This window comes from Paraburkholderia sp. A1RI_3L, from assembly GCF_048957895.1.
GTDB classification, from domain to species: Bacteria; Pseudomonadota; Gammaproteobacteria; order Burkholderiales; family Burkholderiaceae; genus Paraburkholderia; species Paraburkholderia kururiensis.
On record NZ_JARCHA010000002.1, the window covers coordinates 444,042 to 462,046 of the forward strand.

Below are 18,005 nucleotides of genomic sequence, written 5' to 3' on the forward strand. Positions count from 1 at the left end.
ACGCCGCGCGGAGAAACCCAGCCGATGTTCTCGCAAACCGACTTTGTCCACATGCAGCGCGCGCTGACGCTTGCGGCGCGCGGTCTCTACACCACGGACCCGAATCCGCGCGTGGGCTGCGTGCTGGTCAAGAACGGCGAGGTGATCGGCGAAGGCTTTACGCAGCCCGCAGGCCAGGACCACGCCGAAATTCGCGCGCTGAAAGACGCGCGCTCGCGCGGCAACGATCCGCGCGGCGCCACCGCTTACGTCACGCTCGAACCGTGCAGCCACTTCGGCCGCACGCCGCCGTGCGCGAACGCACTGATCGAAGCCAAAGTGGCGCGCGTGATCGCGGCGATGGAAGACCCGAATCCGCTGGTCTCAGGCCGCGGGCTCGGCATGTTGCGCAACGCAGGCATCGACGTGCGCTGCGGCCTGCTCGCAAACGAAGCGGCCGAACTCAACATCGGCTTCGTCTCGCGCATGACGCGGGCACGGCCGTGGGTGCGCATGAAAGTCGCGGCCTCGCTCGACGGACGCACCGGCCTGCCTTCCGGCGAAAGCCAGTGGATCACAGGCGAAGCGGCGCGCGCCGACGGACACGCCTGGCGGGCGCGCGCATCGGCCATTCTCACCGGCATCGGCACGGTCAAGGAAGACAACCCGCGCATGACCGTGCGCGCCGTGGAAACGCCGCGCCAGCCGCGGCGAGTGCTGATCGACAGCAAGCTCGAAGTGCCGCCCGACGCGCACATTCTGGCCGGCCCGCCCACGCTGATCTTTTGCGCCGCGCTCGACGAGCGCAACGCAGAGCGCGCCGAAGCGCTGCGCGCGCGGGGCGCCGAAATCGTGGCCCTTGCCAACGAGCACGGCAAGGTGAACCTGCCCGGCATGCTCAAGGAACTGGCCGAACGCGGCGTGAACGAACTGCACGTCGAGGCGGGCTACAAGCTCAATGGCTCGTTGCTGCGCGAAGGCTGCGTGGACGAACTGCTCGTTTATCTGGCGCCCACGCTGCTCGGCGCAAATTCGCTCAGCATGGTCAACGTACTCGCGCCCGACTCGCTCGAACAGCGCATGCGCTTCGAGTTTCACCAGGTGGAGCGGATCGGCACCGATCTGCGCATCCTCGCGCGCCTCACGCCCGCTCAACCTTCGCACTGACAACACTGACAGGGAACGACACGATGTTTACGGGAATCGTCGCGGCAGTGGGCCGCATCGAATCGATCCGCCCGCTCGGCACCACGCCGGACGCGGGCGTGCGCCTCAGCGTGGACGCAGGCAGCCTCGATCTCGCGGACGTGCAGATCGGCGACAGCATCGCGATTCAGGGCGCCTGCATGACCGTGATCGAAAAGACGGCGCGCAGCTTCGACGTGGACGTGTCGCGCGAAAGCCTGAACCGCACCGTGGGCCTCGCGCAAACCGGCGAGGTCAACCTGGAAAAGGCATTGCGGGCACATGACCGGCTGGGCGGCCATATCGTCTCGGGCCACGTGGACGGTTTGGGCCAGGTCACGCGCTTCGCGCAGGTAGGCGAGTCGCACGAGTTGCGCGTACTGGCGCCGCGCGAGATTGGCCGCTATCTGGCGTACAAGGGCTCGATTACGGTGAACGGCGTGAGCCTGACCGTCAATTCGGTGGAAGACCGCGCCGACGGCTGCGAATTCTCGATCAACCTGATTCCGCACACGGTCGAGGTCACCACGCTCAAGCATCTGGCGGCAGGCACACGGGTGAATCTCGAGGTGGATCTGATTGCGCGGTATGTGGAGCGGATGCTCGGGACGTCTCAGGATGGCTATAAACCGTTGAAATGATTCAGTTCTTGGCGCGCTGACTGTCTATTGTTGTATCGCTGAATCTCGCTGAATCTACAGTTTGGTGGCGGTATTTCTGACGTATACGGCCGTTGTCTGCGGTTCGTATACCGTCACACCTCCAGGAGACGCGTGATCGACATGCTGAATTCGGCTGCCTGCCATGCCGGCATTGGGGCTGGGTAACTGGACGCGACTTTGTCGAACGACACTATCGAGAGTTGGAGATCCGTACGCTGCACCCGGCAGAAAAGCAGTCTGCAAGTTTCTGACCTTCCCCCTCTGAAGTATCCCACTGTAAAGTTAGTGGCAAGGCCGCAGGAAAACCCTTGTCATGAAGAGGTCCCGGTTCAGCGAAGAGCAGATAATCGGGGTGCTGAAGGAAGCCGACGCAGGCATGAAGGTCGCAGACCTGCGCCGCAAGCACGGCATATCGGATGCGACGTTCTATAACTGGCGTAGCCGCTACGGCGGCATGGATGTGTCGGAAACGCGACGATTGCGGCAACTGGAGGAAGAAAACCAGCGGCTCAAGCAGCTGGTGGCCGACCAGGCACTGGACATCCGGGTTCTGAAGGACGTTCTCGGAAAAGGAGTGAGTTCGCCCGCGCAGCGCCGGGAAATTGTGCAGCAGGTGATTGACCAGCACGACTATTCGGAGCGCCGGGCGTGCGCGCTCATTGGCGTGAACCGCCGGACGTTCCGACGGCCGGTGCTGCCTGACGCCGACCGCGAAGTTCGGCAGGCTGCGCGAGCTGGCACAGGAGCGGCCACGGTTTGGTTCGCCCCGCCTGCATGTGTTGCTCCGCCGGGAGGGTCTGGTCCAGAACCACAAGCGCACTGAGCGGCTGTACCGCGCAGAAGGCTGTCGCTTCGCCTGAAACGTCGAAAGAAGCGCCCGGGTCATCTACGCGCGGTAATGCCGGCGCCCGGCGGCGCAGACGAAAGCTGCGCGATGGACTTTGTTGCTGACGCACTGGTGCATGGCCGACGCATTCGCATGTTGACCATCATCGACGCGTGGAACCGCGAGTGCCCGCACATCGAGGTCGACTTCTCGCTCACCGGTGTTCGCGTGGCGCGTGTGCTCGAGCAGTTGCGGCAACGCGGACGATGCCCCGGCCTGATTCAGGTGGATAACGGACCGGAGTTCGTCAGCAAGGCGCTCGATGCCTGGGCGCACGAACATGGCATCAGGCTGCAGTTCATCCGTCCAGGCAGGCCGGTGGAAAACGCGTACATCGAAAGCTTCAACGGCCGACTGCGCGAAGAATGTTTGAACCAGCATGCGTTCGTCAGTCTCGATGATGCGCGCAGGCGAATTGAAGCGTGGCGCACTGACTACAACTCGGTGCGCCCGCATAGTGCCTTAGGGCAACTGGCGCCGGACCAATTCCGGCAACTGCATTAACCGAAAACCGGCAAGCCCAGTAACTTACGAGTGGTGTACTCGAAGGGGTAAGGTCACCGGCTGCCTGACATCATGAGGGATCGCTCAGGCTCGATATCAGATGACATCCACAGGTTGCGCGATGGCCATGTCGCGCGATCGGAATACCATCGTCCGTCATTGACGTGTCCCCCTCGATGATGACATTCGGCTTCGTGTCAGGGTGTTTCGGGCAAGACACTTCGTCGCCCTTACGGGCGACGAAACGACCATCGAAGCTCATGGTGGACGACGCAGTGATAACTTTTCCACCATGATCAGTATCGTCGTCGATGCGTATCAAGTTCATCATTGATGTGTCGAAATCAAGAACGCAATATCGGCCGAACCAGATGCAGCTCAACGTGGCTGACAGCCATCAAGAGTCTTCGTTACCGGCGCCACCTTCTCGCCGTCGTCGCTCAGCACGAACATCCTTTCGCGGCACTCGCCCGGTTTTCCGGGGATTTGCTCGATGTGGTACTGGGCGATCACCAACCTGCTGTCCGGGTGACTAAGCAATTCAGTTACGTAGTTACGTCCGTCACTGGTCTTTTGCGGCTTTTCTCCATCCGACGAGAACATGTCCAGAGCCTTGGAGTCCTTGCCCGTGGCCAAGTCCGACAACGTGTAGTAACGACACTCCGTTCCGCAACTGTGGAGCCCAATGTAGTACTTGCCCGCAAAATTAACCCTTGGAGGAGAAACCTCCTTCCCCATGTCGTCCCTCCACGTGTCGCCTGATTTGACGTAATAAGAGGGAATGCGAATATTCCCGTTGTATATCGGCGAGGGATAGTCCGAAAACTTGGGTGCGGCGGCACCTTCGGCCGTGAAGGCCTGGGAATTGCAGGATACGATGCCTAGAAAGACCATGAAAAAGAACCTTGCGCGCATTGCAACTCCGGTCATTTGATCAAATCATCCAACCCACCGACAGGAACGGCCAGATCGCTATTTCCGCTCAATTCATCATCGAGATACGTAGAAAATTTCTGATTGACGGTGTCCATACTTACACCACCCTGGCCGTACATATCCCCGGGCAAACTGGCCCATTCCTTGTTACATCCGTCATCGAATATAGCTCTCTGAATATCACCTTTCTTTATATCTTCAATTGCGTTTCTCTTGAATTTCAACAAAACCACGCAAAATCGATCTTGCGATGCAGGTGTGAAATTATCGATCCCATACTGCTGTCGATAACTTATGAACGTTGGATCGTCCCATGTGTAGCCCATGACCTGGTACGCTCCCGCAGCGGTCGATTTCAGCGTTTTGCCACGACTGTTTGTCCGCGTTATGAGGATCTTCGGGTGATCACTGAAATCTCGACTATAGTTCTTGATAAATGACTCCCCGCCGAACAGTCTTTCGTAACCGGCCTCTCCTTCAGTCCCCTCCCCCACTCGAATCATTCGAAGAAAAGCGCGAACACGCGCCTCTTCCAAAGTTAAGTTTTTCGACGCAAAATTCCCGATCAGCCCGATCGGATGGATATGATATACGACTGGCAAATCTGGGAAACCATTAACGGTGGCGACTTTATTCCACCACTGAAGTTTCTCGATACGCTCGAGCTCGCTTTGCCAGATCTGCTTGTGCTCCTTCATGAGCGCCGACAACTGGTCCCATTTCCCCATACTGCCGCCCCATTCGCTTTCGTAGCGCACGATCAGATGTGATAGTGCTTCTGCCAGCCACGGAATCTCCTGCGCCTTCGCCAGCTCGGCTGCGGTTAATGTGCCGTTTCCATCGTGGTCGATGGCCTTTTCCAGCTTGGTAATGAGTTCGCTGCTGTTTACGCCCAACGCTGAGGGCTTGAATTCGTCTTCCTCCCCGTCCAGCAGTTCTTTGGTCACGTAGACCGCCCGCTTGAACGAGTCGACGATCGAGATGCTGGTGTTATCAACGATCTCAAATCCGGGCCATGCCCACTGGCTCTGCCACGACGTGTTCGGATGACCTTTATCGCACACCCAGCCTGTAGTGCTGTCGCCCTTTCCGGTCCCGATGGTGATTTTCCACCAGTGCTGCCGTTGGTCGTCTTCGGCCGATTCGATCTGTTGCAATTCGCTTTGTGTGAATACGTCCTGGAACGTTGCTGCCGGCCCTTTGGCATTCGCAAGCTTCAAAGGGAATTCGTTCCAGCCGTCGGTGACACGCTCGGTTACCTGGCCGCTCAATGATCGCTCGACCCACAGCGGATTGCCCTTCGGCGTGCCGTTTGCCTTGTGTTTCGCATGATGAGTATGCGAATGACCGGAGGTGCCCGACGTAGGCATCTGCATTGGTTGCACCCTCACCCACGGGCCCTTCGAAGGGCTGCCTGCAACGGGTTTGAGCGTGAGGCCAATATCGATGGTCTGGTCGGGTTCCGACGGGGTCACCAGCATTGCCCCCGGCGACACAACCAGCATAGTCTTCGGGAGACTATCGGCCCGAGAGCGGCACCTGTCGATGAATGCCTTGAGCTTGTCGCCCGCGAAGACTTCCAGATGCAGTAGCGGCCTGGAAGCCTGTGGAGGTAATTGCGTTGATTCGCGATATCGCAGGAAATGTCCAAGATGGCCGATCTTGTCGCCCGCCTTGACCGGAAACGGCGTGTCAAGCACGACGACTGCATCGAGCGGATTCGGCGTAATCTTCGAATCCAGTTCATCGATATAGACCCAGCCTGTTGCGGCGGTGACGGGAGGGTCCTCGCTCTCAGTTGCGGCAACGGGACTACCCTTCTGCACTTTATCGATGCGCGCCCAGCCGCTCTTTGCGGTGCCGACAACTGTGATTTCGCTACCGCGAGGCAACAGTCCGATGATCTTTCCCTGCGGAAGTTCACGGATATGAAGGCCTGTGATGGAGGGTGTCTGAACCCGTACCTGAAAGTCGTTGGCGATCAGGTCGCCGATGGGGTCCCCACTCACAGATTCCGGCACTCTCGCCGCTGCCTGCGTATCTTTCGCCTTGCTACCCACCACGAAGCATCGGTCACCTTTCCAGAAAGGCATTCGCTGGACGGCGGGTGTGCCGTTTGCCGTATCAGCATCTTTGCCGGTCGACTGGTAATGCGCCCAGTCGAGCAGGTGCATGTAGAGGCTGTAGAACTCCAGAACGTCGTCCGAAGGCGGCTCCGCGGTAGTTGCCGGCAGTGCGGATGTCGAGGCGCCTTGGGCACTAGGCGCTTGCGACAATGATTGCGTTCCAGAGGAAGTGGATGGTGGTTGTGACGTAGGAATGGCGAGCTTGTGCCGTACCAGCACGAAGCTCGTTGAGTACAGCCCCTTCCTGCCATCCGGATAGTCCAGTTCCGGATACTTGCTGTCGAGCCTGTAGGCGACGATCTCGCCATCTGCGATGACGCTGACGCCTTCGTCCTGCTTCAGCATCCCTTCGGTACCTTTGCCGAAATGGATACCGCCATGCCAGATGCCGTTCGCCCCGAGCGGAAAGAAGCCATCTTCGGCCTTGCCCAGTGCCTCGAAACAGGATTGGGCACCGACTGCTCTCGCGTTGTTCGGTGCGAACGGATAACTCCAGTTCCTGAGCGGCTGGAGCGGCTGGGGCGCGGCAGTCGTCGGGGGCGGCGCCGGTTTGTTATGCGTATCGTTCTTCGTGCTCATGGTCTGCGATCATTCTGTGGGTACCGGGTTGCGTTGCGGACAGGCTTCGTCCCTAGCCCGAGTAGTCCAGCAGGTGCCCCGGCTTCGTCGCAATGTCACCCGGCGTCGCGAGGTTGCCCGTTAGCTTCGAGGAAGCCGCCGACGGCTTGTCCCACGACCCGCACTTTTCGAGAATCTGTCCCGCCGTGCCGTTCTCGATCAGGTTCGGTCCGATCTTGATGTACGAGCCACCCGCGCCGATCCACACCTCCTTCTCTGCGGTCAGCACGAGCCGTCCGTTCGCGCTCGTGATCTTCAGATCCTTTAGCGCAGTGAGCGCCATCCCGTCGGTCTGCGCCTGGATTTCCACCATGCCCTTCGCCGCGAACAGCTTTATGCCCGCGTTCTGCACGAACAGACTGATCTTCTCCGCTACGCTCGCGACCAGCGACTTGCCGGCGGCAAGGTGCGTGTTCTGGCCGCTCACCACGTTCACGTGTTGGTCAGCGGTGATCTGGGCCGACTGCTGCGTGGAGACCGCCACACCAGCCGGGCTTGCCATCAGCAGCACCGGTTTCGCGAAGCAGTTCGCATTACCCGCGCCGCCGCCGGCCGTGCGCCCGCCGGATGCGTTCCCTGCCACGCTCTGCTGGGTGGCGTCGGTAAACGCCCGCAGAGCCTCCTGACCGGCCTGCAGGCTCTCGGCACGGGCCGCAACGCTTGCCTGTGACAGCGTTTCGACCAGCGACTCCGAACTCACGAGCTGCCGGCTGGCCTGCGTCGCATTCAGCGGCTGGGCGACCGACGTGGCGTGTGTCGAGACGTACAGCCCCTGACCGGCGCGGATCGCGCCATACGCGTCGGATTTCAGGTCGAAGCCATTGCCGATGAAAGCGCCGCGCGTGTTGTCCGCGTGCTGTACCAGGTACCCCAGATGCAGGTGCGACTGGCTGCTCGTCGAGTACAGGTGAATGCGGTTCTGGCCGGTGGAATCGTCGAAGAGCAACTGGTTGTAGCCGTTGCCTCCGTATTCCTTCGACCGGTGTCCCGACAGCAGCCCGTTAGTGTTCCAGACCGGCGGCGTCGAGCCGCCGTGCATTCTGCTCAGGATGACCGGCCGGTCGCAGTCACCTTCCATGAAGCCGAGGATCACCTCATCGCCCGTACGCAGCGGAAAGTGCCCGCCCCGGCGCGATCCGGCATCAGGAAACGCAGCGCGTATCCAGCATGACGCAGTCTCGTTCCGGCCGTTGCGGCGGTTCCACGGTAGCCACACCTTCACCCGGTTCAGTGAATCGGTGTACACCTCCTCCTTCTCCGGACCGGCGACGATGCCCGACTGTAGCTGCATAATCGGCTTCCTGTGCTCGAAGGGACTCCTGAACGCAACGCGCCGACGCTGTGCCTCGATCTGCACCAGGAAGTGGCCTTCGCTGCCGTCCGCATGGCTCACCGTCGCGCCACGCTTCGACGTGACGGCCTGCGCAACCTCTGCACCAAGGCTGCCCGGCAGGTCCGCAATGCCGTCGAGACCAGGGAGGTTGTTGCGGATTGTCCAGTCGACCGCAAGGATCGCGAACTGGCGGTCCTGCTGCGTGCCGGCATCGTGCACAGGATGACCCTGCAGTTCGAACCAGTACCCCGGCATCGCGCTGCGCAGCCCGCCCGTGCCGTGAAAGCGCTTCATGCGCGAAAGCCGTTCCTCTAGCCGGATGCCGAGCAGCCGCTCACGCTGGTCGCGGCTCGAACCGGTATAGGCCCCGGTGTAGTCGTACACCTCGCCCTGTGCGGGTAACCCACCGTTGGCCTCGCCGACTGAACCGCTCGCCTCGTTGGTCAAGTCCTCACGCTTGTAGTTGAACGTGCGCGTGGTGAGCTGTTCGCTGTCGATCTGCAGCCGCTCGTTCCACTGCGTGAGGCCATCCGTTTCCTCACCGATGCCACCGCGAGCAAACCAGACGGTGCGCTGGGCGAGCTGCGGCGCGTGGTACAGGTCGTCCATCAGAACGAGGGTGTGCGATTTGCCGTCGCTGGCCTGCTCGAAGTAGCCAAACAAGCCCATTTCTTCGAGGCTGCGGTGCACGAAGTTCCAGTCGTACTCGTACTGCACACGGTTTGAATAGGACGGCAGCGAGCGGCTGAGCTGGAAACGGTAGGCGCCTTTGGCCTGCGGGTGCTCGTCGAACACGTCCGACAGAATCTGCTCGCCGCCCTGCTCCTGCCAGTCACGCATATCCCGGCGCAGGCGCAGGTAGTACATCCATGACGAGAAGCGCAGCTGGTACCAGGTCAACGGACCATCCGATCCCAGCCGGCTGAAATGGTGGACATAGCCGTGATGGGGCAGATAGCTTCCGTCGGTCTGCTGAATCCACAGCGTGACGGCCTGGCCGATCAACGCCTTGAGCTTCACGCGATCGCCACGTGCGCTGACGGCGTCGACCGTGAATTCGTAATCGCGGCCCAGCCGTGAGGAACCCTTGACCTGAAGCGGAATGAGCCAGTCTTCCCCGAGCGACGTGTCTAGCCTGATCAGCCGGTTAGCCTGCACATATCCATCGCGCATCGCCCTGTATAGCGCGCCAGTCATTTTTACCCCTTTTCTTTTCTTTATCGTTAAATCTTGAAATTAGTCCAGTAAAAAATACATTCCAGAAGCGAGCCTATCTTTACATCGCTGCCATTATGGCTCTTTGATCGGCGCAACCAGAGCGCATTTTAAATGCACGGCAGAAAGTCGCAATAGATGGCCTATTCAAGCGCTCCGGCTGAGAACGTAGCCATTGCATCAATCGGAGAACGGTTATCGAGCGAAGACGTGTGCCGATGCGGATTTCCGAAACCGATATTGGAACGTGCGTCGTCCCAAGGAGACCTTTGACGCGCGTTACGTCGTCGCCGTAAAGAACGCCAACGGCAAGCCGGGGCACTCCCAAGCCTTCATTGGGGCATCGACAAGACAGGCGAGATCAGTCCAGACGGAATCGTGCCGGCCGTCGCGCTAAATGACTTCTGCGACGCGGACGATTATGAGGGCCGCGGGGAGAAGTACAGCCTGGGCGCACAATGTACCGAGAACGCGGGCACCCGCGAGCGCCGTGATCGCCCGCCTGAAGCAGTTTTCCGATAGCCGGCCTTCGATAACATCGTCGGTCATTACGGAAACCTGCGGGTCGATGACGACTGTCAGGACCACAGTCGCGAAGCCGTTGATGACCGATGAAAGATTAGCGCATGTCACTCTGAGCTCGGGCTTCAGATAACCGGCATACAGCGATGCGAATACGCCGACTGTCCAGATCGCCATTGCAACGACATTCAGCACGATGACCTTCCAGGACAGACCCGTATTACCTGCCAGTTGCGTAACGTTGTGGCGGGAAGGAACGCGCGCGCCGATACGCAGGTAGCTGAAGCCGGCACGGCTGAATGCGTCCAGCAGTAGACGTGGGATCGAGCGGTACATCTGAAAGTGATCGACCGCCCGGCTGAAATACCGCTGGAACGTGGGAATCAGGAATGATCCGGCAATGGTTGCCACAGTGGCGGTCAGCAGAAACAGCCGAAAATCGGCGAGCACCCCCCCTTCCCATGTGATGCGCAATGTCCACTTCGACGCGCTTGGCAATGAATGGCCCCTGAAAGGAATTGGCCGTCCTGGAAACCAGCGCGATGATCCCGAAAAGGGAAAACGACAAGGCGATGCGGCGCGTGCGAACGCCAGCGATCCGCACTGCATAGGCCAATGTCGCGATCACGTGGATTACGAATGTAAGCCCGCATATGGCCCAGAGTTGAGTGTCCATGCAATTGCGGAGCGCGTGGCGGAGCTATGAGTGTACCCGAGCAAGGTGCGGCGCGATCGCGATGATCCAGTTCGGCCGCTCCTTCTCACCATAAGCCGTTGGCCGCTGCCGAGCGCAGGCGGTAGTTACCGACCCGAAACGGCCAATCAGCTTTGCAGCTAACGGCCGTTCAGCATCAGGCTTTGGCGCTGGTAGGATTCACGTCTGGTCGGATGAATCGGAGCGATTCAGCAAATGAAATTCGAGATCGAAGGGAAAGCGGAAATCATCTCGCCAACTCCACAACAGATCACCCGATCACTGCAATCGCTGCGAACTTATGGCAAATCTTCTTATGCGTCGTTGACTGACGCTCGTGGTAGCTACGTGCAGGTAGCGGGTGGCAGTACTAGTTGCATGATCGAGCGTTACGAGTTTGGTGCGCAGCGGTGGAGGGCATTCCACGACAAACCGTCACCCGTGCGCCCCGATGGCACAGTCTTGGTCTTCCGGGCGGGCAACATTCCAATGCGCTCAGATGAATGGTTCATGGCCGACCAAGTTGTCGAAGTATTTCCGGCCTTCTTCAACGGTGTCCCGTACCCACCATTTGTTCATTGGCGACCAGCGCTGGGCCTTTAAGGAACAGAAGGCAGCAGCCGGGAGGCGGGTTGGCCTGGGTCTATACCTCAGTACTGTCGTCGATTCGAAGCTAGAATTCGAATAACCAAAGCTGGCTGACGGCCAGCGTGCATGTACCAGAGGTCATGGCGGAGCAGGATACGGTTCGCCGTCATCACCTTGAACTTTCGCTCTCATCCCCCTAGCGATATCCTCAAGCTTGCGAACCGCTTCGACCGTCGGATCCTTTGTGTAGAGCTCACCCAGCTCCACGTTGTACCAAAGCGGGAACGCTGCGCTTCTGACTGTAACGAGAAAGTCTGTCGGACCGTTCGCAGGATCATTCACTACTTGCGGGTCGACACGGACGTATGCCTTCCATTGCTCGAGTGTGATCCTCGGGCCCGTTGTGTCCGCCCAAAACGACTTCCGGTGATGTGAACGTCGTACCCGGCCCAAGCATGGCTGCCGGCCATGAAGGCAAGCAGTGCAATCGTAATGCGCATTTACCTGCAACCCACCGATCTAACATTGTCTGAATTGTCGGCGATCTCCAGCCGTCCGTCGACCAGCCGTTTTTGGCCGCTCCGACACCGTCGTCACACATCGCGCGCACCCGCTTCACCACATGCTTACGGCCGCGGCAGCGAGCGATCGGCTTTGCAACGCTTTAGTGGAAGCGCCTTTGCCGAATAGATCCGTACGACGTCACCTGTGCCCTTGCCGACTTCCATATCGATGCAGGCGCATCCGTGGCCGTGCCCGCCCGCATTGGTGACGACCCAATCATGCGTGGTCGTGTCAGGCAGATCATCGAACCCGGGTACCGGCCTCCCGCCCATAACAGATAGAGTCCAACTTCCATCCTTGTCGTCAAGCCACCAGTTTGCGGGCGTCGGGTTCTGTAACCAGCCACAGCGATTTTCTCGAATCCCTGCAACCGAACAAGTACAAAAGGATGCCGCCAAAATGCAAACGAAAAACGGGCACACTACCCGACTAGCATTCATAACAAGGTGAAGATTTATGGTTCGACTGCAACGTCCCGGTCGTCGCCCATCCCATGATAACCGCCCTGAAACATGACGGTCACATGGCGGGGGGGACCCGCACGATAGACGTTTCCGAAGATAGGGGTGGACACGACGCCCGTGCCACAGGGAAATTTCATTTCCTTGTCGATTCGTCCACTTCTGAGATTGACGAGTCGCAAGCGGGCCATTGACAGCGGGCAATCCTTGGAAGAATCATAGACACCGAGCAATAGATGATTTTTTGTGTGATACCACATTGGGACTTCAACGACACCGTCTAATCGAACAGGCTGCAGGCCGGTGTCGTTGAGACTTCCGACCTGATGGAGCGCGATCGGTAGAACGCGTTTGTCGTCGCGCCACTCGCCGGATGCCCCAGTACCAATTATTTTCAACGTTATAGGGCAAGGGACGGGGTGCGTTGCCGAAGCGGCCGGCACGGTGGGTGAATCTGCCGAGGAAGTTGGCGCGTTTGCTTCGCACAACTGTATCGTTCCATCGGGTTGGCGTTTCCCTTGCAACGGAATCGGAATGCGGTGGGTATCGTAATAGTAACTGCCGTCGACGCGCCGCTGTCCTGGCTCGTCACGGTGGACATCATCGTAGGTCTGCAACGACACATGAATAGGCAGGCTACCGATCGTGCCGGCGTAGTTGTCAATGTCGTACCATCCAGCAAGTGCCAACGAGGTCGCGGCCAGGAAAAACACGCATAGAGCAAGGCGAGCGAGATTTCGTTTGTTCTTCATCAGTTGCTTTCGATTCCCACCAACGGTAAGTCTGTGGATTGTCGACGATTCTAGCCACGCTGTCGAAAGTCGCAAGATAGCCGAGCTTGACCCAACGATGATACGCGCGCAGCACTGCCGGAAAACGCAACGCCGAAGACAGCCGCCGACCCGGAAGAGACCTTCGAGCCTGCTAATAGCGGCCATTTGCACCTCGTAGGTAGCCACCACCTAAATCGGGCGGTCGGCAACCGCTAAGCGGAAACAATGAAGTATCTGTCACCGTCGAAATTCGTTGCGTCACTCATTGACCGCTGGTCGCTCTCCGTCCCGGTTCAAGCATACTGACGAGTCACTGTGAACCACGGAAAGGCCGGGATTGATCTGAAAAGGTGAGGAGATAGGCACAGTTGCTATAATTTGAGTCTTATCATTCGCTAGTTCCCAAGTGTAATCCAGCTCGCGGGAAACGAAGGCACCCATCTTTGTTTTTATCGATTTATCTTGCGCTGACAGCACCGGACTTCCGTGTTGTTTCACGAGATCAAATTGCAAATCAATTAACTTTGTCGGAGTGAATGATTCCGTTTTCAAAACACTAGTTAGGCGATCGTCACAGAATCGCAAGATGAATATTGATGCTTGACCATTGACAGGATCGAATCGTGCAACGGTTGTCGCATCACCAGACTGTGAAATGCTTCCACCGCCTGATCGCGCAGTCTGCTCGATCTCAGCTTTAAGTGTTCCACTTTTAAAGCCCCACTCGTCGAACGCGAGACACTTCGGCGCTATAGAAAGAAAAAAGAGCGAAATCGTAATCGAAGTCAAAAAACGAAGACCACGCATCAAGTTTTTCATGTTCTGTTGTTCTCTCTCACTATTTTTGTCTTACGACAGCCATCCGCCAATTCTTTAACAGCAGATTTGTTCTTCCCTGCGCGACGGGTCACCTCCGTTAGTCCAAGCGCGGGCCACGATCCGCTGAAGTGTGGTTCAGTCAGCGAGTGCTTATGGCCGTTGCTCTCAAATTTCCCCAAGCTACCGAGGATGCTCATAAGCAAAAAAGCGGCGAGTAGTAATCCGAGCAAAACATAAATCAACAGAAATTTGATTGGTGATTCTGCTTTGTATATGGTGCCGCCGCGCGTATGAGCTACGTCTTCCGTGTGATAGCTCGATATCGTCGCGATCAAGCCTGCCGTCGATGCGAACAGGGTTCCGATCCATCCGAAGTGGATAATGTTGGTCGAGTATATGTAGCATATCCCCCACGAAACGATGGCTACTATGATCAGCCCCCACACCGCTTTCTCCATCACTGGACCTGACCAGAAACATACTAATCGTGCAATTGTCGGCGATCCGAGCGGTACTGTCGAATGGCTCCTCTTGGTGACCTGCCCGGCTCTCCAGCGGGCTGAGGCTCAGCTGCCGCTTTGGAGCGCGGTTATGACGTTAGTCGGAACTAGCTTAAGGGCAGGAATGGTTCGACGAACGGACTTTGCAAACCGGCAGACGCCCCCCTCCCGCCATCGTCTACCGCTGTCTCGCTACGAACGCCACCAAGTGACGGTATTTCTGACGTATACGGCCGTTTTCTGCGGTTCGTATACCGTCACACCTCTGAGACCAGGCCTCTTCGCCACACTGAAGACGGCTGCTTGCCGCGCAACGTTGGATCTGTATCGATCGGCAATACCGCTCTAGCGGGCTGTTGTAATACACCTCACTGGCTCGAGGAATCCCTTTCCAAAGACCCGCTGCGTCGGTTTGGTCCGCGTCGAATTGATACCGAGCGTCCTTAATCCCAGGTAATCCAGGTTTTCGTCCGCACCCACCACCGCAAACGCGCCGACGATCACCCCTGCGCAGCGCTGCGCCAAATTCATGCTCGCGCAGGTGACGCGGCGACGCGCCCGCCGCAACGGAAGCGCGATGAAAACGAAAGCGGCGCGTGAATCACGTCCCGCATTGGCATCGGTTTCGCTGCTTCAACGGGCTTCGCGCAGCGCCATCGGCGACGCACCGTAGCGTTCGCGAATCGCGCGGCTGAAGTGCGCCTGGCTTGAAAAGCCCCAGCGAAACGCGATTTCGCCGATGCTCGTCTTGCGCAGTCGGGCATCGACCAGTTCGCGGTGCGCGCGCGACAGCCGCTCGGCCCAGATGTGCTGCGTGATCGACTCGCCTTCGGCGGCAAAGAGCCGGCTCAGGTGCCGCAATGACAGCCCGACCGCATCGGCGACCGCCTGCGGCGCGAGTTCCGGATCGCCGAGGTGCGTCGCGATGTATTGCTTCGCGGTCAGCAGGTACGACAGCGATGCGCGTGATGTGCCCGCGCCGTTCACTTCCGCATCGATCAGTTCCGCGACCAGCGTGCGCGTGTGTTCGACGAAGCGCGCGGCGTCACCTTCGACCGGCGCCTTCATGAACCGCTCCACACCCGCGCGCAGCGCCGTGCCGAGCATCACGCCCGCGCCCGGCTTTGGGGCGATCCGCAGCGGTAGCGCGGGCAGCCCCGCGTCGAAGCGCTCGTCGAACGTCGCGACCGGAATGTCGATCAGCAGCTGCCGCATCGGCGTCAGGAATCCGAAAAGATAAGGCACACGCGTGTCATACACGACGACGTCGCCGGCTTCCACGAGCAGGCAGCGGTCGTACTGGATGAAATACGCACGCCCGTTCAGGATCTGGCACGCAAACAGCGACTCCTTTGGCAACTGGCGCACCAGAGCGGGACTGCGTTCGATCACGTGATCCTGCCCGCTGATGTCGGCGATGCCGAGGCCCGGCAGCGCAATGTCGGTCTTCTCCACTTCGAGCCCCGCCGGCGACAGCGACGAGCAGCGCAGGCCGACGAGTGTCTGAGCACATATCGCCTCCCAGTACGCCATCCGGTCGCACACCGGCACGTCGGCCGTCGAGCCGCGCGTGCATGAAAGAACGGTCGAATTCGTCACGTCGCCTCCTGCGGGCACCCGTCGTGCGGAGCGGCACGGATTGGGAGAGGGTGCGTCTGGTTGTTGTTGCGGTGCGATGTCCGGCCGGATCAAGCATTTCGTCCGGCCCAGTCAAAAGCGGCGCGCACCGGCTGGCTAAAGTCGACCCCACGACACCTAACCACAAGGAGACAAACCATGGTCGACAAAGCCGTATCCGAATTCTGGCAAGGCATCGCGCCGATTGCCAATCCGTTCAAGCCCGATGCGCTGCCGGAGGCTTATATCCAGAACGCGGCCACCGAGGACGAGCGCTATTACGTTCCGTTTACCGAAACGGTTTCGTCGCGGCCGCTGTGGATCTCGCCGTCGCAGAACAAATGGTGCGACATCCTGATGGCGAAGAAGGCCGGGCTCGTGAACCGGCATTACCACCCACACGAGGTCTTCGCTTACACGCTGTCGGGCAAATGGGGATACCTGGAGCACGAATGGACCGCGACGCGCGGCGATTTCGTGTATGAAACGCCCGGCGAGGGCCACACGCTCGTCGCGTTCGACCACCCGGAACCGATGCGCGCGTTCTTCATCGTCAAAGGCCCACTGATCTGGCTCGACGACGAAGGCAACCCCGACGGCTACTTCGACGTGCATTCGTACATCGCGATGTGCAAGGCGCATTACGAGAAGGTGGGCCTCGGCGCACAAGCGATCGAGAAGCTGTTCCGCTGACACGCGACGAGGCCGCCCATGACACCCCAACCTTCCCCCAGACTGGCGTGGACGTATGAGAACAGGGTGCTGCTGATCCTGTTCATGACCTTCGGCTTCGTGTTCTTCGACCGCCTCGCGCTGTCGTTCCTGTTCCCATTCATGTCGGCCGAACTGCACCTGTCGAATACGCAGCTCGGCATGGTGTCGTCCGCACTCGCGCTCACGTGGGCGCTGTCGGGCGCCGCGACCGGCGCATGGTCCGATGCGCGCGGCACACGCAAGCCGCTGCTGGTCGCCGCGGTGCTCGGCTTCTCCGTATGTTCGGCGCTGTCGGGGCTCGTCGGCGGCTTCGCGAGCCTGATCGCGTTCCGCGCGTTGATGGGTATCGCCGAAGGGCCTGTGCTGCCGCTGTCGCAATCGCTGATGGTCGAGAGTTCGACACCGAGCCGCCGTGGGCTGAACATGGGCCTGCTGCAAGGCTCGGCCGCCGGCCTGCTCGGCGCAATGATCGGCCCGCCGGTCGTGATCGGCATCGCGACCGCCTATGGCTGGCGCGAGGCGTTCTACGTGTCGTGCATTCCGGGCTTCCTGATCGCGTTCTGCATCTGGCGCTGGGTGCGCGAAGTGCCGCCCGGCGGCGTGCGAAACGCGCAGGCCGACAGCATGGCCCCGCACGGTGCACCGCCAGCCGGCGGCGCGGCGATCAATCGCTGGGCACTGCTGAAGGAACGCAACGTCCTGCTGTGTGTGCTCATCAGTTGCTTCTTCCTCACGTGGTTCGTCGTGATCATCTCGTTCGCGCCGGTCTTTCTCGTCGAGAGCCGCCACCTGTCCCCGGCAAACATGGGCGTCGTGATGACCTGCCTGGGCGCCGCGTGGGTGTTCTGGGGCTTCGCGGTGCCGGCGATTTCCGACCGGATCGGCCGCAAGCCGACGATGGTCGTGTTCGCGCTGATCGCCGCCGCCTGCCCGATCGTGATGATCCACGTGAATTCGCTGTGGGCACTCGGCGCGCTCGTGTTCGCCACGTACACGGGCCTCGGCTGCTTCACGCTGTTCATGGCGACGATTCCGGCCGAAACCGTGCCGCCCCGCGCGATCGCCAGCGCGCTCGGCCTGATCATGGGTGCGGGCGAGCTGATCGGCGGCTTCGTCGCGCCGACCGTCGCCGGTTTCGCGGCCGACAAGTACGGCCTTCAATTCGCGATGTGGACATCGGCCGCCGGCGCGATCCTCGCGTGCGTGTTGTCGTTCGGTCTCGTCGAAACCGCGCCCGCCGTGCTGCGCAAACGCGCGCTCGACGGCGCCGCCCCCTGTTTCGATACCCAAAATCTGGGAGGACGCTGAC

14 protein-coding genes and 2 pseudogenes are annotated in these 18,005 nt (G+C 59.8%); 6 read left to right on the top strand and 10 right to left on the bottom strand.

Features of this window, described 5'->3' with window-relative positions:
- Window positions 1-24 precede the first annotated feature (24 nt).
- From ribD to PXJ20_RS08125, 3 genes and pseudogenes are all read left to right on the top strand, one after another.
- Entirely contained in the window at window positions 25-1,146 is a 1,122-nt protein-coding gene (ribD, locus tag PXJ20_RS08115; protein ID WP_421029722.1) for a bifunctional diaminohydroxyphosphoribosylaminopyrimidine deaminase/5-amino-6-(5-phosphoribosylamino)uracil reductase RibD, read from the top strand.
- A 23-nt stretch (window positions 1,147-1,169) separates the two neighbouring features.
- Window positions 1,170-1,805, top strand: coding sequence for a riboflavin synthase (locus PXJ20_RS08120; RefSeq protein WP_421029723.1), 636 nt, complete (start codon window positions 1,170-1,172; stop codon window positions 1,803-1,805).
- Window positions 1,806-2,139: 334 nt separating this feature from the next.
- A pseudogene (locus PXJ20_RS08125) lies at window positions 2,140-3,216 on the top strand (IS3 family transposase).
- A 70-nt stretch (window positions 3,217-3,286) separates the two neighbouring features.
- On the opposite strand, the gene PXJ20_RS08130 reads toward PXJ20_RS08125, so the two are convergent.
- The 5 genes and pseudogenes from PXJ20_RS08130 to PXJ20_RS08150 all read right to left on the bottom strand — a co-directional run bounded on the left by PXJ20_RS08130 (window position 3,287) and on the right by PXJ20_RS08150 (window position 10,642).
- Window positions 3,287-3,547, bottom strand: coding sequence for a PAAR domain-containing protein (locus tag PXJ20_RS08130; RefSeq protein ID WP_081601851.1), 261 nt, complete (start codon window positions 3,545-3,547; stop codon window positions 3,287-3,289).
- Between the two features lie 47 nt (window positions 3,548-3,594).
- Window positions 3,595-4,146, bottom strand: a complete 552-nt coding sequence (locus tag PXJ20_RS08135; RefSeq protein WP_233425699.1) for a hypothetical protein — start codon at window positions 4,144-4,146, stop codon at window positions 3,595-3,597.
- Entirely contained in the window at window positions 4,143-6,857 is a 2,715-nt protein-coding gene (locus tag PXJ20_RS08140) for a glycoside hydrolase family 104 protein (protein ID WP_421029724.1), read from the bottom strand. The genes PXJ20_RS08135 and PXJ20_RS08140 overlap by 4 nt, the downstream gene beginning before the upstream one ends.
- Window positions 6,858-6,909: 52 nt before the next feature.
- Window positions 6,910-9,426, bottom strand: coding sequence for a type VI secretion system Vgr family protein (locus PXJ20_RS08145; protein WP_421029725.1), 2,517 nt, complete (start codon window positions 9,424-9,426; stop codon window positions 6,910-6,912).
- 411 nt (window positions 9,427-9,837) lie between these two features.
- Window positions 9,838-10,642, bottom strand: a pseudogene (locus tag PXJ20_RS08150) (lipid II flippase Amj family protein).
- Window positions 10,643-10,876: 234 nt separating this feature from the next.
- Here PXJ20_RS08150 and PXJ20_RS08155 point away from each other — a divergent pair.
- Complete coding sequence (locus PXJ20_RS08155; protein ID WP_421029726.1) at window positions 10,877-11,263, top strand: hypothetical protein; 387 nt, start codon at window positions 10,877-10,879, stop codon at window positions 11,261-11,263.
- 611 nt (window positions 11,264-11,874) lie between these two features.
- On the opposite strand, the gene PXJ20_RS08160 is transcribed toward PXJ20_RS08155, so the two are convergent.
- The 5 genes from PXJ20_RS08160 to PXJ20_RS08180 all read right to left on the bottom strand — a co-directional run bounded on the left by PXJ20_RS08160 (window position 11,875) and on the right by PXJ20_RS08180 (window position 15,964).
- A complete protein-coding gene (locus PXJ20_RS08160; RefSeq protein WP_421029727.1) occupies window positions 11,875-12,252 on the bottom strand; it encodes a DUF4087 domain-containing protein in 378 nt (125 codons plus the stop codon).
- 14 nt (window positions 12,253-12,266) lie between these two features.
- Window positions 12,267-13,025 (bottom strand): hypothetical protein, encoded by a 759-nt coding sequence (locus PXJ20_RS08165; RefSeq protein ID WP_421029728.1) that lies wholly within the window; start codon window positions 13,023-13,025, stop codon window positions 12,267-12,269.
- Between the two features lie 279 nt (window positions 13,026-13,304).
- Window positions 13,305-13,865: a hypothetical protein gene (locus PXJ20_RS08170; RefSeq protein WP_126876722.1), complete on the bottom strand. Its 561-nt coding sequence runs from the start codon at window positions 13,863-13,865 to the stop codon at window positions 13,305-13,307.
- Complete coding sequence (locus PXJ20_RS08175; protein WP_421029729.1) at window positions 13,862-14,323, bottom strand: hypothetical protein; 462 nt, start codon at window positions 14,321-14,323, stop codon at window positions 13,862-13,864. The genes PXJ20_RS08170 and PXJ20_RS08175 overlap by 4 nt, the downstream gene beginning before the upstream one ends.
- Window positions 14,324-14,998: 675 nt before the next feature.
- Window positions 14,999-15,964 (bottom strand): helix-turn-helix domain-containing protein, encoded by a 966-nt coding sequence (locus tag PXJ20_RS08180; RefSeq protein WP_199540292.1) that lies wholly within the window; start codon window positions 15,962-15,964, stop codon window positions 14,999-15,001.
- A 177-nt stretch (window positions 15,965-16,141) separates the two neighbouring features.
- On the opposite strand from PXJ20_RS08180, the gene PXJ20_RS08185 reads away from it, so the two are divergent.
- Window positions 16,142-16,675, top strand: coding sequence for a 2,4'-dihydroxyacetophenone dioxygenase family protein (locus PXJ20_RS08185; protein ID WP_017774494.1), 534 nt, complete (start codon window positions 16,142-16,144; stop codon window positions 16,673-16,675).
- An 18-nt stretch (window positions 16,676-16,693) separates the two neighbouring features.
- The gene (locus tag PXJ20_RS08190; RefSeq protein WP_026121369.1) at window positions 16,694-18,004 is read left to right on the top strand and encodes an MFS transporter; all 1,311 of its coding nucleotides are present in this window, start codon (window positions 16,694-16,696) and stop codon (window positions 18,002-18,004) included.
- Window position 18,005: the final 1 nt, after the last annotated feature.